This is a genomic window from Kosmotoga arenicorallina S304 (assembly GCF_001636545.1).
Classification (GTDB): Bacteria; Thermotogota; Thermotogae; order Petrotogales; family Kosmotogaceae; genus Kosmotoga_B; species Kosmotoga_B arenicorallina.
Map to the genome: position 1 here is coordinate 246,579 of NZ_JFHK01000004.1, position 21,028 is coordinate 267,606.

Here is a 21,028-nt window from a genome sequence, read left to right on the forward strand (position 1 = left end):
TCCTCCTTTGTGTGACACTTATATAGAATCGAGAGCTGAGAATCCGAGATCCGAGACTAAGTGACCGAGAAGACGAGAAATAGTAATCGAAATTCCGAGAAGTAGTAATGAGAACTGATAATTAAAGAATCAAGAATTTCAAGTTTTTTTCTCGTCCTCTCGGATTCTCGGTTTTCGAACACTATTTTCGTGGGAGTTTTGCCCCACTCATCCAATGATATAATATCTGTGACTTAACTTGTAAAGGAGGGGTTAGAATGAAAAAAATTATTGTGGTGTTTCTCTTTACAGTAATATTTGTAAGCATCTTCGCGATTGATTACGAAACCCTTTACCCGCAATTTGCTGAAATAAGATCACTTCAGAAAAAGCCCGATCTTGTTAGGTTGATGAGCACTCTGGAAAATGCTCCAGAAACACAGGAGGATGTAAAACTGCTCACCTTGCTCGCTGACTGTTACAGAGAATATGCAAATTGGGCAACCGAAATTGATAAAGAACAGTATTATAAGAAATCCCGTGAAACCGCTGAAAATGCCATTAAGCTTGACCCAAACTACGGTTATGCCTATTATGTTGCCGGAGCTGCTATAGGACAACTTGCCCAATATGTGGGAATAATTAAATCACTCTTTATGCTTGGTGACTTTGACAAGTACATTGACAAAGCTATGGAATTGCTTCCGGATAATCACTTCCCTTTCTATGCAAAGGCTCTAAGATATCGTGACACCCCCTGGCCTTTCAAAGATTTCAAAAAATCAGAGGAGCTTTTCATGAAATCGATAAATTTAGATCCTTCATACCTCGATACATATTACGACCTTGCAATACTATATGATATGTGGGGAAAGGAAGATCTGGCAACTGAATACTGTCAAAAAGTTTTAGAGATGCCCGAAGACGAGGATTACGTTGTCATCAGTAAAGAAGCAAAGGAAAAAGCAGAAGCATGGCTGAAGGAGAAAGGAAAGCTGGAATAAGGAGGTATTCATGCTTTACAGGCTCATTTTTTCTTTCATTCCTATCATAGTGTTTCCAAGACTTGGATTTGGTATAATCCTATCCTTAATTGTGGTTGCCATGCTGTTGATTGGCACGATTATAGGCAATAATCGCTGGATACCACAACTTCAATCACTCACGATTTTTTTGATCTATGCTTTACCTATTCTTGGTTACTTTAGAGGACAGGATATTTCAGTAATGAGCATTTCTCTTATGCTTATAGCCTTTGGATATCTTTCTTTGGGTATTGAGGGAAGCGCCTTTTCGTTGCCCGTTAAATCGAAAACAAGAAAAAAAGTAGCCCTTTTTGCTTCAGTACTGTTTGCTTTCTTTGTGGCCTGGGGGCTCTCTATACTTGCCTTTGATAAGATGGGTAACTCCGGGGTGTTTTTGTCAGCATTCTTGATGGGCCTTGTTGCCTGGAGAGATGTGAACAGAATAATAAAATCTTCCTTTGAAGAAAGGCGGCAATCTGAAAATTGAACCTGGCTTTTTTTAGAACCAAAGGCAACCGATATAGTATAGCTGCTTTATTGGGGGCATTAGAGGACCTTGAAACGAAGCTGGCTATAATTGACAAACCCGAAAAACTTTTCGAGCTTCCTGATAACTTTTACATAGCTTTGTCTTTTATGAGTTCGGAAGCTCCAGATCAGATTAATCTGGCAAAAGAACTAATCAGAAAAGAGTATAGAGTAATTGCAGGCGGTTCACACGCTTCGGCGCGCCCTTTGAAGTTGTTAAAGTACGGTTTTTACGCTGTATTTACTGGAGAAGCGGAAGAAACCTTGCGAAGTTTTATAAAGGAACCTCGGCCAGGGCTCTGGAGACCTTCCAGTCCCATTATCCTGGACAATTTTCCGCCATTTTCATTGAAATATAAAGCCTTTTCACCTATTGAGATAACGAGAGGTTGTCCCTTCAGGTGTGCCTATTGCCAAACTCCGAGGCTCTTCGGGAATAAAGTCAGGCATAGGAGTCTGGAAAAAATTCTTGAGTTTGCAAGGAAAAGCGTAGCACATGGGAGGAAAGTAGCACGCTTCATTTCCCCAAATGCTTTTGGTTATGGCTCGAATAACGGCATTTCTCCAAATCCGGATGCTATTGAAAAGCTGTTAAAAGGCATCAGAGAAGCGGGAATGAGAGAAGTTTATTTCGGTTCTTTTCCTTCTGATGTTAGACCGGAATCTGTAACTGAAGAAGTGCTTGATCTTGTAAAGGCATATTGCAACAACAAAACCATTGTAATTGGCCTTCAAAGCGGTAGCGAAAGGGTGCTAAGCCTTCTCAGAAGGGGGCACAGCATAGAAAAGGCTTTGTATGCTATTGAATTGATTTCCAAAAAGGGATTTGTGCCATATGTGGATATGATCTTTGGTTTTCCCTTTGAAACCGAAGAAGATGTTCAAAAATCATTGGAGCTATCATTATTCATGCATGAGAAGTTCGGTGCGGTAATACATGCTCATACTTTTATGCCTTTGCCCGGCACGCCTTTTGAAAACCTAACAGCACATATCTCGCCGGGCACTTTAAAATTGTTGGGCAGATTTTCATCGAAAGGTATAATCAAAGGACAATGGCAAAAACAGGTGGATATTTCTGCTGAAATCAGCAGTTTGGAGGAATGAACATGCCTAAGAAAAAGAGCGAAATAAAAATTGGAGCAGTTCAGCTTTCATTATCCATAGACAACCCTGGAGAAAACCTCGAGCGTAGCATTACATATATTGAATTGCTCCTGGAAAAAGAGGTAGATCTTGTTTTGCTTCCTGAGATGTTCAATACTGGTTATGGAACATCAAAGGAAATACTCGATAATGCAATGGAAATCTATGATGAAACAATTGAAAGCCTTTCCGCTATCGCGGATTTTAACGATGTGACGATTGTGGGAGGGATTCCCAGAAAAATTGGTAATACCTTTTACAACAGCACCGTTGTCCTGTTACCTTATACAGACCCGATATTTTACGATAAAACACATCTTTTCAGGAGTGAGAAGGAAGTTTTCAAGCCGGGCAATTCATTTCTGACTTTCAATTATATGGGAGTGGATTTTGGCATATTCATGTGTTACGAAGTAGGATTTCCTGAAATAGCGAGAACCCTTGCTAAAAAAGGGGCACAGGTTTTCCTTGCTCCCTTTGCTTTTGGCAAAGAACGGGAAGGGATTTATGAGATAGCCACCAAGGCAAGGGCAATAGAAAACGGTTCTTTTCTTATAACTTCTAACCAAATCGGAAAAGGAAAAGAGATGGACTTTCTGGGAAAGAGCTGTATAATTTCGCCTGATGGCTCTTTGTTAGCGGATGCAGGATATGCCGAGGGGATAATCTGGTCGACTTTAAATCTTTCTGAAGTAAAGACTTACAGGTATTCAGAACAAGGCAGGTCTCATGGATATTTCTCAAACTTCAGGGAAGATTTATATGAATAAAAGTCGAATATGTTGACAGTTTGGGTTTATTGAGCTAAAATAAATAGCGAGTGGGCCGTTAGCTCAACAGGCAGAGCGGCTGATTCTTAATCAGTAGGCTGCGGGTTCGATTCCTGCACGGCCCACCAGCATATTTTAGAAAAAGTAAGCGGAGCTTAGCTCCCACCCCCGCCTGAAGCCGAGGGGTCAATATCTTAAAGAGTATTGACAGGCGGGCTATTTCCGCCTTTTTTCTTTGAGAGGTGATGCTTTATAGCAAGAGACGAAAAGAGAATTATCAAGAACGATGACATCAGGGCATCGAAGGTTCGTGTTGTTGATGAAGACGGTGAGCAGCTCGGAATTCTTCCCACTGATGAGGCAATCAAGATAGCCATGGAGAAAAACCTGGACTTGGTGCTGGTTGCGCCTGATTCGAATCCCCCTGTTGCAAGGATTATGGATTTTGGGAAGTATAAGTATGAAAAGGAAAAGAGGGAGAGAGAAGCCAAGAAACGGTCAAAGCAGACTCAACTCAAGCAGATGAAATTCCGGCTGCGAATTGATACTCATGATTTTATGACCAAAGTAAACAGGATAAGAGAGTTTCTATCCAAAGGAAGCAAGGTTCGTGTGGTTATTATGTTTAGAGGGCGAGAAATGGCTTTCAGCGATCAGGGCGCCCAACTTCTGGAAAGAGTAAAGCTCGAGCTTGAAGATATCTCTGAAGTAGACAGAGCTCCCAAAATGGAAGGCCGCGACATGTGGATGATACTCAGACCAAAATCAACCCAGGGAGGTAAATCAAATGGGAAAGGCTAAAATGAAGACACACAAAGCTACTGCAAAGCGCTTCAAGATAACAGGAAGCGGAAAAGTGATGAGACAGCATTCAGGCAGGAACCATAATACTGGTAAAAAAAGCGAAAGCAACCGCAGAGACGCAAGAAAATGGGAAGAGCTTTCCAAGGGAATGTCCAAAAAAATCAAGAAGAGTCTTGGAATATAACAAAGAGGTGATAGTGGATGCGCGTCAAAGGTGGAGTTAATTCAAAAAAGAAGAAAAGAAAATATTTGAAGGCAGCGAAAGGTTATAGAGGTGCTTTAAGCAGACGTTATCGACTCGCAAAGCAATATTATATTCGTTCCGGGGTTTTCGCATATTTTGGAAGAAAACAGAAGAAAAGAGATTACAGGAAACTCTGGATCACAAGAATAAATGCTGGAGCAAGAATGGAAGGTCTGAAATACAGCGAGCTCATACATGGCTTGAAACTGGCCGGCATTTCAGTAAATAGAAAGATACTTGCTGAACTGGCAGTGATGGATTTTGAAGCGTTCAAAGAATATGTGAAAATTGCAAAAGAAGCACTAAACAAGGCTTAATCAGCGGGGGCATACGCCCCTTTTTTTTAAGGAGGTTATACTAGTGGAAATAAAATTGAAGAGAATAGGAAATATGGCTTTTCATACAAAGACCCCTTCAGGACACGATGTACATGTTGATGCTGGTCCTGAGGTTGGTGGAAATGATTCTGCTCCGCGACCAAAGGAGTTAATGCTCATTTCATTACTTGGTTGCACTTCTATGGATGTTGTTTCCATACTCAACAAGATGAAAGTGAAGGATTACGACTATGAGATTACCGCTGAGGGGCAAATTGCCAGCGAGCACCCAAAGGTATTCACAAGCATAAAGCTTACTTACAAGTTCAAAGGCAAAAACCTCCCCAAAGAAAAAATCGAAAAGGCTGTTAGTCTTTCACAGGAAAGATATTGCTTTGCATCAGCGATGTTGAAAAAAGCTTGCAGTTTGAGTTATGAAATAACATATGAGGAGGTTTAGAAATGTCTCAGAATCCGAACAATCTTGCGGAAACTTTGAAAAAGATTCGTGATAACATATCGGGAATAAAACATAAAATACTTGTGATGTCTGGAAAAGGTGGAGTTGGAAAATCCACTGTTGCCGTAAATCTCGCTGCGGCACTTGCCGATGAGGGCTATAAAACAGGAATCCTTGATATAGACCTTCACGGCCCAAATATCGCCAAAATGCTGGGTTTAAAGGAAAAACCAACTGTTGTGGAAGAACAGATATTCCCCCCCGAAGTACTTCCAAACCTGAAAATCATCTCTATGGCCAGTTTTCTTGAAGATGACAGACCAATTATCTGGAGAGGCCCCTTAAAAACTTCTGCTATTTACCAGTTTCTTGGTGACGTCGCATGGGGTGAACTCGACTTTCTGGTAATTGATGCACCTCCCGGAACCGGTGATGAATCGCTGACTATTTTGCAAACAATTCCGGATGTAAAGCCTTTAATGGTTACAACTCCCCAAGAAATCGCCGCTCTTGATGTGAAGAGGGCTCTCAGCTTTGCAAAAGCTCTCAACAAAAAGATTCTCGGAGTGGTTGAAAACATGTCTTATCTCAAATGTCCAAAATGCGGAGAAGAAATAAAACTCTTTGGTGAAGGTGCGGGAGAAAAGCTTTCAGAAGATTTTTCAGTTCCCCTGCTGGGAAAACTTCCTTTTGATCCGCAGGTAGTTTCAAATGCCGATAATGGAAAACCGATAGTGACTCATATGAGAAATACGGAATTAGAATCAGCATACCGAGAGCTTGTGAAAAACACTTTGAAATTTCTGGAGGGATAACTTTGTCAAAATTAAAGACAATGACTCTTGAATGGACGGGAGACGCTGTTATCTTCATAGACCAGAGAAAATTACCCCTGGAAGAAGTATACGTTAAATGTACAAATCATTTTGATACCTTTACTGCCATAAAGGATATGATAGTGAGGGGAGCTCCCGCAATTGGTGCAAGCGCTGCTTTTGGCTATGTTCTGGGGGCGAAGGAGTTTCGCGGAGAGCTCGGTAGCGAGAAAGGCATCGATCATATGAAAAAGGTTAAAGAAAAACTTGCTTCCAGTCGCCCGACAGCGGTAAACCTTTTCTGGGCACTTGAAAGGATGCATAAAACCTTTCTTGAAAACGCTTCTTCCGATAATACGATCGATATTCTTGAAAAAGAGGCTTTAGCCATCGCCTTTGAAGATATTGAAGTAAATATGGCTATTGGCAGAAATGGATCTGAGCTTCTTAGAGATGGCGATACCGTTTTGACACACTGTAACGCCGGAGCGCTCGCAACGGTAGATTATGGAACCGCTCTTGGAGTAATAAGAGCAGCCGTAGAAGCGGGAAAACGCATTTCAGTATTTGCCGATGAAACCAGGCCATATTTGCAGGGAGCAAGATTAACTGCCTGGGAGCTCATGAAAGATGGAATTGATGTAACGCTGATCTCAGACAATATGGCCGGCTGGGTGATGAGTCAGGGCAAGATAGACGCTGTTGTAGTGGGCGCTGATAGAATTGCTGCCAATGGGGACGTCGCAAACAAGATAGGAACGTATTCAGTTGCCGTCCTGGCTCAACGGCATGGAATTCCCTTTTACGTAGCAGCTCCGCTATCAACAATTGATTTATCAACTCCTACCGGAAAAGAAATTCCTATCGAAGAAAGAAGTCACAAAGAAATCACCCATGTTCAGGGCATTCAGGTTGCTCCACATAATGTGAAGTGTTACAATCCAGCTTTTGATGTCACTCCATGGAATTTGGTTACAGGTATCATAACGGAGAAAGGCGTTGTTCGCCCCCCGTATAACGTAACACTTAAAAATTTATTTGACTGACCCGCTATGGGTCAGTCTTTTTATCATGAGGTGAACCATGAAAGAATTTGCAACCATAGAAAGCTCTGATACTTTACTTCTGTACTCAAAAGCTAAACCCCGGAAGCTTTTCGTAAATGGTTCAGAGATTCCTTTTACAGTAAAACAACAGGAAGGTAATTTAAAACTCACGCTGAGCAAACCGAGACTGGACCCTTTTAATAACGTTGAAATTGTGTTGGAGAATTCCAGCAGGGTATTTGCTTACCCCGTTGGTATTCTTGAAGATAAAGATTTCTTATATCAAAAAGATCTTGGCTATAAACTGTATGAATCAGAGACTAAATTTAAAGTCTGGGCACCGGGTCCTGGTGAAGTTTTCGTTGAAGTGTTTTCTCTTGATGATTTAGCGAATCCCCTTTTTAGCCTTACCGCTTTTCCTCAACCCAATGGGCTGAGAGTTGCCAGAATATCAAAAAACCTCTCGGGATATGCATATCGTTTCAAAATAAAAAGGTATGGAGAAACACTCTATGCAGCTGATCCTTATGCACCCTTTGCAACGGTAAACGGCGAATTTTCGTACATATACGATCCTGAAAAAGTTAAACCGCGGGGATGGGATGAGGATAAAGGCCCGGCACTTAACAATCCCGTTGATGCCATTCTGTATGAACTGCACATAAAAGATTTTTCGAACTCCTGGACATCGGGGTCAAGGTATCCGGGAAAATATAGAGCTTTCTATGAAAAAGCTCATGATGCCCCTCTGAAATCCGGGACATGCCTTGACCATATTACAGAGCTCGGAGTGACCCATGTACATCTGTTGCCAGTTCATGATTTTGACAGCATCGACGAAAGAGATCCGGTGCAGTACAACTGGGGATATGATCCGGCGCTGTTTTTTGTGCCGGAAGGCTCATATTCTACCAATCCCCATGACCCTGTTATTAGGGTTCTTGAATTCAGGAAGCTTGTACAGGAATTGCACCGAAAAAAATTAGGAGTTGTGCTAGATGTTGTGTTCAATCACACATATAACACCGATACCCCCTTTCAAAAACTCGTCCCCTATTATTACTACCGCCTAACACCAGATGGAGGCTTTTCAAACGGTTCTGGTTGCGGAAATGAACTGGCAACGGAAAGGCAAATGGTAAGGCGGTATATTATAAGTGCCCTAAAATATTGGGTCAAAAACTACCATATAGATGGATTTAGATTTGACTTAATGGCTTTGTTGGGGAAAGAAACCATGCTATCCATTGAAAGGGAACTCAAAGAGCTAAGAAAGGACATTTTGCTTTATGGCGAACCCTGGGCTGCGTCACACTCTACAATGAAAGACAAACCCTTTATCAAGGGCGAGCAAAAAGGAGTCAATATAGCTGTTTTCAACGATGAGCTCAGAAACGCTGTGAAAGGATTTACCGATGACGAAAGCAAGGGATTTGTAACAGGTTCCTACGACAAAAAAGAGGAAGTAATGAAAGGTATTATAGCAGAAATTGAATACTCTAAAACACTTTCAGGCTTTGCAAAAGAGCCTTTTGAAGTGGTGAATTATGTTTCATCCCACGACAATCTTACTTTAATAGACAAAATTCATAAAAGTTGTCCAGAAGAAAAGTTCGAAAATAAAGTCAGGATGGCAGCTCTGGCCATTTCAATAGTGCTGACCTCACAGGGTATTCCCTTCTTACACGCGGGATCAGAAATGCTTCGCACCAAATTATTAGAGGAAAATAGCTATAACTCGGGAACGTTGATCAACGAACTGAATTACAACCAAAAATACATTTACGCAGATTATTACAATTATGTCAGAGGGTTAATTGAACTCCGCAAACGGGAAAAGCTATTCAGGCTCAAAACCAGCAATGAAATAATGGAAAAGTTAAAATTCTTACCGATAGATTCACCCGGTTTAATCGTCTTTACATTGAACGATGGAGAAAAGGAAATTCTTGTGGCGCATAACGCTTCAAAAGAAAACCAGGAAGTACTCATTGACTCCAAAGAGCCTTGGAAAGTCGTTGTAATGGATTGTAAAATTGACCGGGACGGAATTGCTGAAGTTTCCAGTGCAATTTCAGTTAAACCAATTTCAACTACTATTGCAATAAAAAATGCAGGAGGGGAATGAAATGTGGGAAAATCTCATGAGATTTGATCCTGAAGCCTTTGAGATTCTTAGCGAAGAGCTAAGAAGGCAGGAAGAAGGCATAGAGCTAATCGCCTCTGAGAATTTTGTGTCAACCGCTGTTATGGAAGCCATGGGTAGCGTTTTGACAAACAAGTACGCCGAAGGTTACCCGAGAAAAAGGTACTATGGTGGGTGTAAATACGTGGATCTCGCAGAAGATCTCGCTAGAGAGCGGGTGAAAGAGCTTTATAACGCGAAGTATGCGAACGTTCAACCCCATTCGGGTTCTCAAGCAAATATGGCCGCTTACCTTGCCGTTGCTGAACCAGGCGATACTATTATGGGAATGTCATTAAGCCATGGTGGGCATCTTACTCATGGTTCTCCAGTAAATTTCTCCGGGAAGTTGTTCAAGGTAATATCATATGGTGTTGATCCAGTATCTGAAACTATTGATTACAACATCGTTGAGAAGCTCGCCATTGAAAACAAGCCAAAAATAATTGTAGCTGGCGGAAGCGCTTATTCCCGTATAATTGACTTTAAGAAATTCAGGGAAATTGCAGATAGGGTTGGAGCTTATTTAGTTGTAGATATGGCACATTTTGCAGGTCTTGTGGCAGCAGGTCTTTATCCAAACCCGGTCGATTTTGCACACATAGTAACTTCAACAACCCACAAAACGCTAAGGGGACCAAGAGGCGGTCTTATTCTTACTAACGACGAAGAAATTGCTAAAGCAATTAATAAAAGCGTTTTCCCCGGAATTCAAGGCGGTCCATTAATGCACATTATCCTTGCAAAGGCTGTAGCTTTTGGCGAAGCTCTTAAAGATGAGTTTAAAGAATACCAGCAGAACATTCTCTCTAACGCTAAAGCACTTGCAAGGGAGCTGGAGAATAGAGGTTTGAGAATTGTTTCCGGCGGTACCGATACTCATCTTTTCCTTGTGGATCTAAATCCAAAAGAGGTTACCGGGAAGGCAGCAGAAAAAGCCCTTGAAAGAGCTGATATTACTGTTAATAAAAATACCATCCCAAAGGAAACGCGTTCGCCTTTTGTAACCAGCGGCATTCGAATAGGAACTCCAGCTGTAACGACCCGGGGGATGGGCGTGGAAGAAATGGCTAAAATTGCAGAACTGATAATTAAAGTCATTGAGAATATAGAAGATGAAAAGGGCAATCTCCCTCAGGATGTAATTCATGAGGTGTCCGAAGAAGTACACAAACTCACCGCTCGCTTCCCGCTTTATAAAGGGCTTCTTAGAAGGGAGGTATAGAAGTGGATAACCTGATTGTAGTCGACCATCCTCTTATCCAGCATAAACTAACAATTTTAAGGGATATAGAAACAGGTCCAAAGGAATTTAGAGAGTTGACCAAAGAAATTACGCTTTTGCTAACTTATGAGGCAACACGCCATATAAAAACCCACTCTGTAGAAATCAGCACACCGATTTGCAGGACTGAGGGAAAAATGATTGAGGATAAAAAGGTTACAGTTGTTCCCATATTAAGAGCGGGCCTCGGGATGATGGAAGGGGTTCTTTCTCTAATGCCGAACGCCTCTGTAGGCTTTATCGGCATATACAGAGACCCGGAAACCATACAGCCTGTTGAATATTATGCCAAGCTTCCCGGAATTAACGATAACGAGATCTTTGTGCTTGATCCAATGCTTGCTACCGGTGTATCCTCTGCAGCGGCCATTGAATATGTAAAAAAGGCTGGTGGGAAACACATAACCCTGATGTGCCTGATTGCTTCACCAGAAGGAGCTTCTTTTATTTCTTCAAAATTTCCTGACATAAAGATATTTACTGCCTCCCTTGACGAAAAGTTAAATGACCACGCCTATATTGTTCCGGGGCTTGGTGATGCCGGCGACAGGCTATATCGAACAAAATAAGCTAAGCTATATCAAAATAGCAGTGGAAGTAATAGCTTCCACTGCTATTTTTGATGATAAAATTGTGATGAGAGTCTTTTATACAGGCTTCTATTTTCCATGATTTCATTCTCAAAGATAAGAAGGGAGGAGTTGACCGCATGAGCAAACTTACTCGGTGTGTCAACGGATTTATGAAGTTTTTAGTATTTGCTGCTTTGTTGATTGTTTTGTTAACTCTATTTACAGCATGTTCAGCCGAAAGAACCGCTCCCGTCCTTCCTCAGCAAGAGGTTGATCAGGAAGTTGCCTCACCCGATGCAAGTCCATCGGTTGAACAGACTGCTGAACCAAAACAAGGAGTTATTTCTATAACTTTTAAAGTTACTCTTCCATCCAACACACCGGAAGGGCCTGTATATATAGTTGGTAGCTTCAATGAATGGATTCCCGGTGATATCAATTACGAAATGACACGATCAGGCAATATGGCAGAGATCACCTTGAACTTGCCAGCCAATAGCACCATTGAATACAAATACACACGCGGGGATTGGGGGAAAGTTGAGAAAGGCGAAGCTGGAGAGGAAATCAGCAACAGAAAAATCGAGATAAAGCAAGAGCCCCTTGTAATTGAAGACATTATCGCTTCATGGGCTGATGTCGCGCCTGAAGTGAAAACCGAAGTACCCGCTGGAACACCTGCTGAAATAACTTTTAAGGTGAGCATTCCCTGGAATACCCCAGCAAATGACGAAGTTTATATTACCGGAACTTTTAATAACTGGACAACTGGAGATCCGCTGACTATTTTAAAAAGAGATGGTAACATTGCTTTTATAACGATTGAAGCCAAAGTCGGCGACAGGATCGAATACAAATACAACCGTGGCAGCTGGGATACTGTTGAAAAGGACAAAGAAGGAAACGAAATTTCAAATAGAGTGCTCATAGTCGATGCTGAAGAAATACTACGCGAAGATACTGTTGAATCGTGGATCGATGTTCCTTATGAAGAACCTCCTTCATCTGAGACAGAAGTAAAGGAAATATCTCCGAAGAAGGAGTTACCTGATCCTGAAAACATTCTAAAAAGAGCGACACCTGCTGATCCTTCAAAACCTCCTTTAAATGTAGTGCTCATCTGGCATCAACATCAGCCTCTGTACAAAATCCCCGGAACTGTTGATTACGAAATGCCCTGGGTTAGAGCCCATGCAGTTAATGACTATCCATATATGGCCGACCTGATTGATAAATATTTAACCAGAGGTAGTGTAACAATAAATCTCGTTCCCAGCTTGTTGTTACAGCTGAAAGATTATCTGGATAAAGGTGCAACTGACAAGTATCTAAAACTCTCCTTCGCAACAGAACTATCCCCTGAAGATAAGCAGTTTATTATTGATCATTTCTTTGATATAAATCCTAGGTTTGTTTCAAAGAGCAAGCGATATTCTGAGTTGATGAAAAAGAAAAATAGCGGCGAGAATTTTACTGAACAGGATATTCTGGATCTCAAAGTTCTATGGAACTTACACTGGATTAATATCGAATACATAGAAGCTGATGAAGAGTTAACAAGGCTTCTTGAAAAGGATCGTGGATATAGTTTTCAGGACCTTCTTTACGTTATTAACAAGCAACTCGAAATAATGGGAGAAGTTGTTGAAAAGCATAAAGCGTTATGGGAATCCGGAAAAGTGGAATTGACTACTTCGCCCTTCTATCATCCAATACTCCCTATCCTCATTGAAAAAGGTTGGGAAAGTGACGCGCAAGGTCAAATTGAACGGGGTCTGGAATACTTCCAGACACTTTTCGGCAAAAAGCCAGAAGGTTTATGGCCTTCTGAGCAGGCTGTGCATAATGAACTGGTACCTATGTTAGAAAAATCAGGTATAAGCTGGATAGTTACTGATAAATCAATATTACAGCTGGCAGGGGTTGATACAGGAAATTACAAAAACATAATGAAACCATATAAAGTAATAAGCGAAAACAGCGATTTGATAGTATTTTTTAGAGATACAGACCTTTCCGATAGGATCGGGTTTAGATACTCAACAATGAGTGCAGAAAAAGCCGTCGAAGATTTCATTTCAAGACTTCACGAGCTCCAGCATTTAAATGATTCAGGTGATGCTGTCATAACCATCGCCCTTGATGGCGAAAACGCCTGGGAACATTACCCGAATAACGGGAATGACTTCAGGAAATTGTTATACATGGCACTATCGAAAGACGAAAACCTGGAATTGCTTACACCCAGTCAATATATAAGCAAATATGGGGTGGAGGATACTTTGGATTACCTTCCTACCGGTTCATGGGTTGGCGGTAGCCTCGATACCTGGATAGGCGAGAAGGAAGAAAACGAAGCATGGGATAGAGTCGCAGAAGCGCGCGAGGCATTCTTGAAAGCAAAAGATTCCCTCTCTCCTGATCAAGTTAAATTGGCTCTGGACGCTCTTTACACTGCCGAAGGTTCTGATTGGTTCTGGTGGTATGGAGTGGATCAGGATGCTGGGAATAACGAAGTTCTTTTCGATATGGCATTTAAGAAGGCTTTAATACAGCTATATAGAGCCATAGGAACTCCAGAAGAAGACATTCCTTCCTATCTCTTTGTTGTAAACAAGAAACCCGCTGTATCCACCAGTGGGGCAATTGGAGTCATTAAACCATCGATAGACGGCGTTATGGAAGAAGGCGAATGGGATAAAGCGGCTTATTATAAAGACCTGGAAGTTTCCACAATGGCCGCTGAAGACGACTTGATAGCAGGCTTTTATATCGGAAGGGACAATGCAAATCTTTACCTTGCAGTGGAATTGAAACGAGATCCAAGATCGCTGCTTGGGGAGCCATTGTATCTGGAAATATATACCGACCTCCCCGGTGCACAGAAAATAAATACAGTTCCACGCTACCCATTCAAAGATGAAAAGGACTCCTTTGGCTTTGTTCTTGCCAAAAGGTTTCTTGTGAGCTTCAAATCATGGAAGATTAGACCCGGGAGATTATCAAACTACAATGCGGCGGGTGATGGAAAATGGTCAATTGATCCTGAACTTCCATCTCTTGAAGATAGCGCTGCAATTGGTGAAACGGTAGAGATAAAAATCCCCCTTGATGCCCTTGGGATAAAAACAGGACAGGAATTCAATTTAGCTATTTCTATTAGTAATTCAAAGGAAAAGGCACTTATAGATTATGCACCCAAAAGCGGTCCCGTTCATGTTCAAATCCCTCAGGCGGTTACAGGAAGGGTTGTGGCAGTCTTTCAGGATCCTACGGGCGATGATTACGGATTTGGTTCATATCAATATCCCTTAAACACTGCATTTGAACCATATAAGGGGCTATGGGACATTGAATGGCTTAAAGTGCTTGAGAATGAGCAGGCTGTGATTTTCCAGTTGAAGTTCAATGAAATGACCAATCCATGGAATGCTCCCAAAGGTTTTTCACATCAACTCATAAACCTCTACATTGATGTCAAGGACGGCGGAAGGACAGACACTTATGCTGAAGGTGCCCGTGTGAGTTTTTCAGATGAATTTCCATGGGATTATTTCATAAAAGTAGCTGGCTGGCCCTCTTATGGTCAAGTTTTTGCGACAGCTGATGGAGAAGAAATTCCCGATACCGTGCAAGTTGAGGCTGACCCCGGAGAAAAAATCATCAATGTAATAGTTAATAAAGCAGAACTTGGTACCTTTAGCACAATGGCTCTTTATGTACTGTCGGGAAGCCAGGATGGTTATGGCCCTGACAACTTCAGGGCAGTAACCCCTGAACCAAGCGAGTGGACGCTGGGTGGCTATCCTCTTGATGCAGGAGACTTTGCTCCCTTCGTTCTTGACATAATAGTCCCGGAAGAAACCACCCAGGAAGAAGTTCTTTCATCTTACGATAAAAACTCTGAAAAGTACGCGACCTTAGTTCCTGTTATTATTGATTTCTGAAAAGGAAGCCCTTATTAAAGCGGGGCTTATGCCCCGCTTTAATATGCATTGTGGAGGTGCATTATGTCCGGAAAACTTACTGTAATTGTGGGGCCAATGTATTCAGGAAAGACTACTGAACTCCTGTCGCTCATCGAAATCTATGCTCTGGGAAAGAAAAACTATCTTGTCTTCAAGCCGTCGATAGATATCAGATACTCAGAAGAACATATAGTAAGTCATACGGGTCTTAAAGCCCCGGCTATAAAAGTTACCAGTTCCGATGAACTCAGAAAGACATTCGCAGAACATGCGGGTCAGCTTGATGCCATCTTCATCGATGAAATTCACTTTTTTGATGAAAATATAGTCCAAATCATTGAAGAAATAATTTATTCCGGTGTTAACGTTTTTTGTGTGGGGCTTGACATGAGTTATAAGCACCGTCCCTTCAAAACCACCGTTCAAATAATGGGAATAGCTGATGAAGTAATTAAAAAGAAGGCAGTTTGTCATATATGCGGTGAATATAAGGCTGTTGTTTCTTATAGAAAAGTCGATGATACTGAAAGCGAAATTGATGTTGGTGGCATGGAAAAGTATATTGCTGTTTGCCGTGATTGCTATAACAAACTCACAGGAAGATTCAAAGGGAATTGAAATATTATAATATGCATACATAAAGATTACATCTTTACACTGAATTGGTAATTAGTTAAGTATACAAACCATAAATCAGTAAACATATGTTAACATATATGGGTGATAATTGCTAGGATGCATATTTAAATGAACAGGGATATCCATACGGGATAGACCGGAGGTGTTTTTGTGTTTGAAAACCTGCAGGAAAAGCTTATCAAAACTTTTAAATCTATAAGCGGCAAGGGAAGAATATCTGAGAAGAACATAAAGGAAGCAGTTAGGCAGGTTAAGCTCTCATTGCTTGAAGCTGATGTTAATTTCAAAGTAGTCAAGGAATTCATAAAAGATGTTCAGGAGAAAGCCCTTGGCGAAGATGTACTGGGTAGTTTTACTCCTGATCAACAGTTTATCAAAATTGTCAGGGATGAGCTAATAAAGGTTCTTGGCGAAAAAAACATACCCCTGTCTCTTTCTTCAAAGCCAGCAAAAATAATGATGGTTGGTCTGCAGGGAAGCGGAAAAACCACAACTGCAGCTAAATTGGCAGCAAGATTTAAAAAAGAAGGGAAAAAAGTTCTACTCGTTGCAGCTGATGTATATCGACCTGCTGCAATTGACCAGTTGATCCAGCTAGGGAGACAAATTGACATTCCTGTGTTTGTAGGCGATAGAAAAAATCCAATAAAAATCGTTGCTGAGGCGATGGATGATGCAGTTAAAAATGTTGTTGATATAGTGATTTTTGATACTGCCGGACGCCTTCATGTGGATGAAAGGATGATGGATGAACTGAAAGAAATCGCCGGACAGCTTGAGCCCGATGAGATTCTCATGGTTGTTGATGCTATGACTGGTCAGGACGCTGTAAACTCCGCTAAGGCTTTCAATGAAGCGCTTGAATTGACGGGGTTCGTTGTCACCAAACTCGATGGCGACGCCCGTGGAGGTGTAATCCTATCAATAAGGCACGTGACTGGAAAACCAGTCAAATTCATTGGAATTTCCGAAAAAATAGATGGATTAGAACCTTTTTTTCCGGATCGTGTGGCCGGACGGATACTCGGAATGGGCGATGTGCTGAGCCTTATCGATAAGATACAACAAAATGTTGATATGGAAAAAGCCAAAAAACTGGAAGAAAAATTCGCAAAAAACAAGTTTGACCTTGAAGACTTTCTTGAACAGCTGCGTCAGATAAAGAAAATGGGTTCAATAGGCGATTTGATGGAGATGATACCTGGAGTTCCCAAAGAAGTTGATCTTTCTTCTGGTGAAAAAAACCTAAAACGCACCGAGGCAATAATAAGCTCAATGACAAAAGCAGAACGAAGAAACCCGAAAATCATAAATTACAGCCGAAAGCTCCGTATAGCTAAAGGCAGTGGAGCAAACCTCACAGAAGTGAATAAGGTATTGAAATCCTACGATCAGATGAAAGCCATGATGAAAGCCATGAATTCCAAAAAATCAAAGTTTTCCAAACTTTTTAAAGGCTTACCATTTTAAATTAATTCAATAAATTCCAGGAGGTGTTTTTTAACATGGTCAGGATACGTTTGACAAGGATGGGAAGGAGAAACAGGCCCTTTTACAGAATTGTAGTCGTGGATTCGAGAAAGAGAAGAGACGGTTCTTACATCGATTCTCTCGGATTTTATGACCCTTTAAAAGATCCAGCAGTTATGAATGTTAACGTAGAGAGAGCTGTGGATTGGATCCTCAAAGGTGCTCAGCCGACTGAAACCGCAAGATCCATTCTCTCAAAATTTGGTGTTATGAAGAAAGTGCACGAAATAAAGAGCAGCAAAGAAAAAGGAGAAGCGAGCGAAGAATGAAAGAGCTCCTTGAACATATTCTCAAAGGGATTGTAAAGGATCCCGATTCACTTTCGGTTACAGAAAGTGTGGACGAAAATGGCAACAAAGTCTTTGAAATAAGAGCATCTGAAGATGATATCGGTCAAATCATTGGAAAAGATGGAAGAACCATTAAATCCATCAACGTACTGCTTAACGCCATCGCTGGCCCTGATAGAGCAAGCTTTACGTTAAAGGTGATTAGATGAGCGCTGATATCACAAAGCTTCTTTCTTCCATGATTTCCATTGGATATGTGGTTAAGCCTCATGGATTACGGGGTGAAGTAAAATTCAAGTTAACCACCAACATGGAAAGCCTTTTGGAAGAAGGTGAAAGTGCTATCCTCTTCGACGAGAAATCCAAAAGATATGTGGCCACTAAAATTGCAGAATTTCGAAAAGCAGGTTCGGGGTATATACTCTCCTTTGAAGGTTTTCATAATGTGGAACTGGCCGAACGTATAAGAGGATATCACCTTTTCATCGCTAAAAACAAGCTTCCTCCTCTTAAAAAAGGTGAATTTTATTTCTATCAAGTTTTAGAAGCACAAGTATTTTCACCTGAAGGCGAATATCTCGGGAAAGTTGAGGATATTATTGAAACGGGAGCAAATGAAGTTTTCGTTGTAAGACAGCAGCTTGAAAATTTGTCATTCAGGGAAGTTCTCATACCCGCAATTAAAGACTATGTATTGGACCTCGACCTCGATAACAGACGCATCATTGCAAAGGTTCCCGATTTTGAGAAAGAGAACGAGTGATTAAGATGAGAATAAAAGTATTGACGATATTTCCGGAAATGTTCTCGATTTTAACAGAATATGGAGTTATTTCAAGAGCCTTAAAGGAAGGCATTGTTGATTTTAAGGCAATCAATCTGAGGGATTATACAACAGACAGGCATCGTACCACTGATGATTATCCTTATGGCGGGGGTAGCGGATTGGTCATGAAAGCTGAACCCTTCTTAAAGGCTTATGAGAAAATCATAAGGAACGAAGGGAAACCTCATGTGATCCTGACCTCCCCACAGGGAAAGGTTTTTGACAATGACAAAGCTCTGGAACTTTCAACGAAGGATTCTCTTCTCTTTCTTTGCGGTCGGTATGAGGGTGTAGATGAAAGGGTTATGAACATAGTCGATGAAGAACTATCCATTGGTGATTTTGTATTAAGTGGTGGCGAATTGCCATCCATGGTTATGATAGAGAGCCTTCTCAGATTTGTTCCAGGAGTTATTGGCGATATGGAATCAGTTAAGAGGGATTCTTTTTTCAATGATCTGTTGGACTATCCCCACTATACAAGGCCAAGAGAAATAAAGGGCATGAAAGTACCTGAGGTTTTGCTGAACGGAAACCATGAAGAAATAGAGTTGTTTCGTCGAAAAGAGAGCATTAAGAGGACGTTGAAGAGAAGGCCTGACTTATTTTTAAAACACGATTTTGATAGAATGGACAAAAAGGCTCTTCTAAGCCTTTTCAGGGAGCTGATAGGTGATGTTGAGTAATATATATGTTGCGTTGATTCACTACCCTGTTCTTGGCCGTAATGGAAAAATTGTATCAAGCGCTGTAACAAACCTCGATGTTCATGATATCGCAAGGACATGCAGAACTTATAATATAAAGGGTTATTATGTGGTCTCGAATCTCCCCGCTCAAAGGGAGATAGTAGGTAATGTGCTTGAGTACTGGCTTAAGGATTTTGGAAAAGAATACAACCCCAGCAGAAGTGAAGCTCTTACAGTTGTTAGAACGGCTATGTATATCGAGGATGCGGTAGAAGAGATTGAGAAAATTGAAGGAAAAGTTCCCAAGCTCATCTACACGTCCGCCAAAAGTGGACCAGACCGTATTCCTTATTCAAGAATGTCAGAGATCATCAAAAACTCTGAAGAGCCTCATCTGATTCTCTTTGGAACAAGCTGGGGATTGCCTAAGGAAGTGCTCAAGCTTTGCAATTACATCCTCGAACCAATAAGAGGTAAAGTAAGCTTTAACCATCTTTCAGTAAGATCCGCAGTGGCAATAACACTGGATAGAATTATAGGAGAAGATATATAAGTTAGGAGGGATTGAAATGGATCAGTACATCAGGGCGATTGAAAGTGAGTTTGTCAAAAAAGATCTACCAGAGATAAGACCCGGCGATACCATCAGGGTCTATGTTAAAGTAAAAGAGGGAAACAAAGAAAGAACACAGGCTTTTGAAGGTGTAGTCATTAAAATTAGAGGTGGCGGAGTAAATAGAACCTTCACCGTAAGAAGAGTAGGTGCAGCAGGTGTTGGAGTAGAAAGAATCTTTCCCTTTGCTAGTCCAGCTGTTGAGAAGATCACTGTCTTGAGAAAGGGTAAAGTCAGAAGAGCAAAGCTCTATTACATTAGGGACATCAGAGGAAAGATCAGAATAAAGCAAAGAAGGGACTGAGGCTCAATGGCCAGGGCCTCCAAAAAGGAATCTAAGGTTGTCCATGAATTGAAAGAGTGGGGAAAGGCCCTTGTTTATGCCCTTGTTTTTGGAACTATTATAAGGCTCTTTATGTTCGAAACTATGATGGTCCCCACGGAATCGATGGTCCCAACCATCGATCCCGGGGATCGTCTTTTCGTCGAAAAGGTGACCTATCAATTCAAAGAGCCTGACTATGGTGATATTGTCGTTTTTTGGGCCCCCTTTGTGGACAAATCAGCTCTTGAGATGTTAGGCCCTTTTGATAAATTCATGGATCTTTTTTCGCCAAAAGCCTTTAAGGGCCATGTGAAATATGTCAAAAGACTTGTCGGGAAGCCGGGCGATACCATAGAGTTGCGAGTAGCTCCTGAATTTAAGAACATAGAAGACGAAATTCTTTCCATGCCCCATGATGATCAGCCGCATTATCAGCTCTATGTTAATGGACTAGTTCTCCCGCAGCTTGCAGAAAGGCGGTATTCAAGGGAAGCCATATTTGCGGACAAGGACTTTTACCTGGGACTGGCACACCCTGACAAAGTATATTCTATCTACAACGAGTTTTTCAAATATTATCAGCGCTATCTGGACTATGCAAGCTACTATGATAGTGTTTTAAGTCCCCTTGATTTGAGAAAATACATCTGGCAAGATCCGAGTACCAAAAGTATTAAGATAAATATCCCGGAGGGATTTTATTTTTTCATGGGTGATAATACCGGAAACAGTTTCGATAGCAGGTTTTTTGGCTTTGTTCCAAGGGAGAACATCGTTGGAGAGCCGATGCTTAGAATCTGGGAGTTATCAAGATTTGGACCATTGAAAGAAAAAGAATAACCGGGGTAATACCCCGGTTATTTGGCGGAGGCGGTGGGACTCGAACCCACACGGGGCCTTCACCCCACCGGTTTTCAAGACCGGCTCCTTAGCCAATTAGGATACGCCTCCTCGAATCAATTATAACCCGAA

General features: G+C 41.4%; 23 protein-coding genes and 2 tRNA genes. 24 read left to right on the top strand and 1 reads right to left on the bottom strand.

Features of this window, described 5'->3' with window-relative positions; all coding sequences use genetic code 11:
* The first annotated feature begins 257 nt into the window (after positions 1 to 257).
* The 24 genes from AT15_RS03615 (at position 258) to lepB (ending at position 20,896) form a co-directional block, all read left to right on the top strand.
* Positions 258 to 983 carry a tetratricopeptide repeat protein gene (locus AT15_RS03615; RefSeq protein WP_068346451.1) on the top strand — a complete coding sequence of 242 codons (726 nt, stop codon included), beginning with the start codon at positions 258 to 260 and terminating at the stop codon, positions 981 to 983.
* A 10-nt stretch (positions 984 to 993) separates the two neighbouring features.
* Complete coding sequence (locus AT15_RS03620; protein WP_068346453.1) at positions 994 to 1,491, top strand: hypothetical protein; 498 nt, start codon at positions 994 to 996, stop codon at positions 1,489 to 1,491.
* Positions 1,488 to 2,639 carry a TIGR04013 family B12-binding domain/radical SAM domain-containing protein gene (locus AT15_RS03625; protein ID WP_068346455.1) on the top strand — a complete coding sequence of 384 codons (1,152 nt, stop codon included), beginning with the start codon at positions 1,488 to 1,490 and terminating at the stop codon, positions 2,637 to 2,639. The genes AT15_RS03620 and AT15_RS03625 overlap by 4 nt, the downstream gene beginning before the upstream one ends.
* Positions 2,640 to 2,641: 2 nt before the next feature.
* The gene (locus AT15_RS03630; RefSeq protein ID WP_068346457.1) at positions 2,642 to 3,448 is read left to right on the top strand and encodes a carbon-nitrogen hydrolase family protein; all 807 of its coding nucleotides are present in this window, start codon (positions 2,642 to 2,644) and stop codon (positions 3,446 to 3,448) included.
* A gap of 52 nt (positions 3,449 to 3,500) precedes the next feature.
* Positions 3,501 to 3,576 (top strand) — tRNA-Lys (locus tag AT15_RS03635).
* 148 nt (positions 3,577 to 3,724) lie between these two features.
* Positions 3,725 to 4,249, top strand: coding sequence for a translation initiation factor IF-3 (gene infC / locus AT15_RS03640; RefSeq protein WP_068346458.1), 525 nt, complete (start codon positions 3,725 to 3,727; stop codon positions 4,247 to 4,249).
* Positions 4,236 to 4,436, top strand: coding sequence for a 50S ribosomal protein L35 (gene rpmI / locus AT15_RS03645; protein ID WP_068346460.1), 201 nt, complete (start codon positions 4,236 to 4,238; stop codon positions 4,434 to 4,436). The genes infC and rpmI overlap by 14 nt, the downstream gene beginning before the upstream one ends.
* A gap of 17 nt (positions 4,437 to 4,453) precedes the next feature.
* Positions 4,454 to 4,813, top strand: a complete 360-nt coding sequence (rplT, locus tag AT15_RS03650; RefSeq protein ID WP_068346463.1) for a 50S ribosomal protein L20 — start codon at positions 4,454 to 4,456, stop codon at positions 4,811 to 4,813.
* Positions 4,814 to 4,856: 43 nt separating this feature from the next.
* Positions 4,857 to 5,273: an OsmC family protein gene (locus tag AT15_RS03655; protein ID WP_084251439.1), complete on the top strand. Its 417-nt coding sequence runs from the start codon at positions 4,857 to 4,859 to the stop codon at positions 5,271 to 5,273.
* Between the two features lie 2 nt (positions 5,274 to 5,275).
* Positions 5,276 to 6,088, top strand: coding sequence for an Mrp/NBP35 family ATP-binding protein (locus AT15_RS03660; protein ID WP_068346465.1), 813 nt, complete (start codon positions 5,276 to 5,278; stop codon positions 6,086 to 6,088).
* A 20-nt stretch (positions 6,089 to 6,108) separates the two neighbouring features.
* Positions 6,109 to 7,134, top strand: coding sequence for an S-methyl-5-thioribose-1-phosphate isomerase (gene mtnA, locus AT15_RS03665; RefSeq protein ID WP_068346645.1), 1,026 nt, complete (start codon positions 6,109 to 6,111; stop codon positions 7,132 to 7,134).
* A 37-nt stretch (positions 7,135 to 7,171) separates the two neighbouring features.
* Positions 7,172 to 9,262, top strand: a complete 2,091-nt coding sequence (pulA, locus tag AT15_RS03670; RefSeq protein ID WP_084251441.1) for a type I pullulanase — start codon at positions 7,172 to 7,174, stop codon at positions 9,260 to 9,262.
* A 1-nt stretch (position 9,263) separates the two neighbouring features.
* On the top strand, positions 9,264 to 10,544 hold the full coding sequence (gene glyA, locus AT15_RS03675) for a serine hydroxymethyltransferase (protein WP_068346467.1): 1,281 nt from the start codon (positions 9,264 to 9,266) through the stop codon (positions 10,542 to 10,544).
* Positions 10,545 to 10,546: 2 nt separating this feature from the next.
* Complete coding sequence (gene upp, locus AT15_RS03680; protein ID WP_068346469.1) at positions 10,547 to 11,173, top strand: uracil phosphoribosyltransferase; 627 nt, start codon at positions 10,547 to 10,549, stop codon at positions 11,171 to 11,173.
* Positions 11,174 to 11,313: 140 nt separating this feature from the next.
* A complete protein-coding gene (locus tag AT15_RS03685; protein WP_084251442.1) occupies positions 11,314 to 15,123 on the top strand; it encodes a glucodextranase DOMON-like domain-containing protein in 3,810 nt (1,269 codons plus the stop codon).
* 63 nt (positions 15,124 to 15,186) lie between these two features.
* Positions 15,187 to 15,762: a thymidine kinase gene (locus tag AT15_RS03690; RefSeq protein WP_068346471.1), complete on the top strand. Its 576-nt coding sequence runs from the start codon at positions 15,187 to 15,189 to the stop codon at positions 15,760 to 15,762.
* Between the two features lie 171 nt (positions 15,763 to 15,933).
* Complete coding sequence (gene ffh / locus AT15_RS03695; RefSeq protein ID WP_068346474.1) at positions 15,934 to 17,253, top strand: signal recognition particle protein; 1,320 nt, start codon at positions 15,934 to 15,936, stop codon at positions 17,251 to 17,253.
* A 35-nt stretch (positions 17,254 to 17,288) separates the two neighbouring features.
* The gene (rpsP, locus tag AT15_RS03700; RefSeq protein WP_068346476.1) at positions 17,289 to 17,582 is read left to right on the top strand and encodes a 30S ribosomal protein S16; all 294 of its coding nucleotides are present in this window, start codon (positions 17,289 to 17,291) and stop codon (positions 17,580 to 17,582) included.
* Positions 17,579 to 17,812 carry a KH domain-containing protein gene (locus AT15_RS03705; protein WP_068346477.1) on the top strand — a complete coding sequence of 78 codons (234 nt, stop codon included), beginning with the start codon at positions 17,579 to 17,581 and terminating at the stop codon, positions 17,810 to 17,812. The genes rpsP and AT15_RS03705 overlap by 4 nt, the downstream gene beginning before the upstream one ends.
* The gene (gene rimM / locus AT15_RS03710; protein ID WP_068346479.1) at positions 17,809 to 18,366 is read left to right on the top strand and encodes a ribosome maturation factor RimM; all 558 of its coding nucleotides are present in this window, start codon (positions 17,809 to 17,811) and stop codon (positions 18,364 to 18,366) included. Before AT15_RS03705 ends, rimM begins: the two co-directional genes overlap by 4 nt.
* Before the next feature lie 5 nt (positions 18,367 to 18,371).
* Positions 18,372 to 19,115, top strand: coding sequence for a tRNA (guanosine(37)-N1)-methyltransferase TrmD (gene trmD / locus AT15_RS03715; protein ID WP_068346481.1), 744 nt, complete (start codon positions 18,372 to 18,374; stop codon positions 19,113 to 19,115).
* Positions 19,105 to 19,671, top strand: coding sequence for an RNA methyltransferase (locus AT15_RS03720; RefSeq protein ID WP_068346483.1), 567 nt, complete (start codon positions 19,105 to 19,107; stop codon positions 19,669 to 19,671). The genes trmD and AT15_RS03720 overlap by 11 nt, the downstream gene beginning before the upstream one ends.
* 16 nt (positions 19,672 to 19,687) lie before the next feature.
* Entirely contained in the window at positions 19,688 to 20,035 is a 348-nt protein-coding gene (rplS, locus tag AT15_RS03725; RefSeq protein WP_068346485.1) for a 50S ribosomal protein L19, read from the top strand.
* A 6-nt stretch (positions 20,036 to 20,041) separates the two neighbouring features.
* On the top strand, positions 20,042 to 20,896 hold the full coding sequence (gene lepB, locus AT15_RS03730) for a signal peptidase I (protein WP_068346487.1): 855 nt from the start codon (positions 20,042 to 20,044) through the stop codon (positions 20,894 to 20,896).
* 22 nt (positions 20,897 to 20,918) lie between these two features.
* On the opposite strand, the gene AT15_RS03735 is transcribed toward lepB, so the two are convergent.
* Positions 20,919 to 21,007, bottom strand: a tRNA-Ser gene (locus AT15_RS03735).
* Positions 21,008 to 21,028 lie beyond the last annotated feature (21 nt).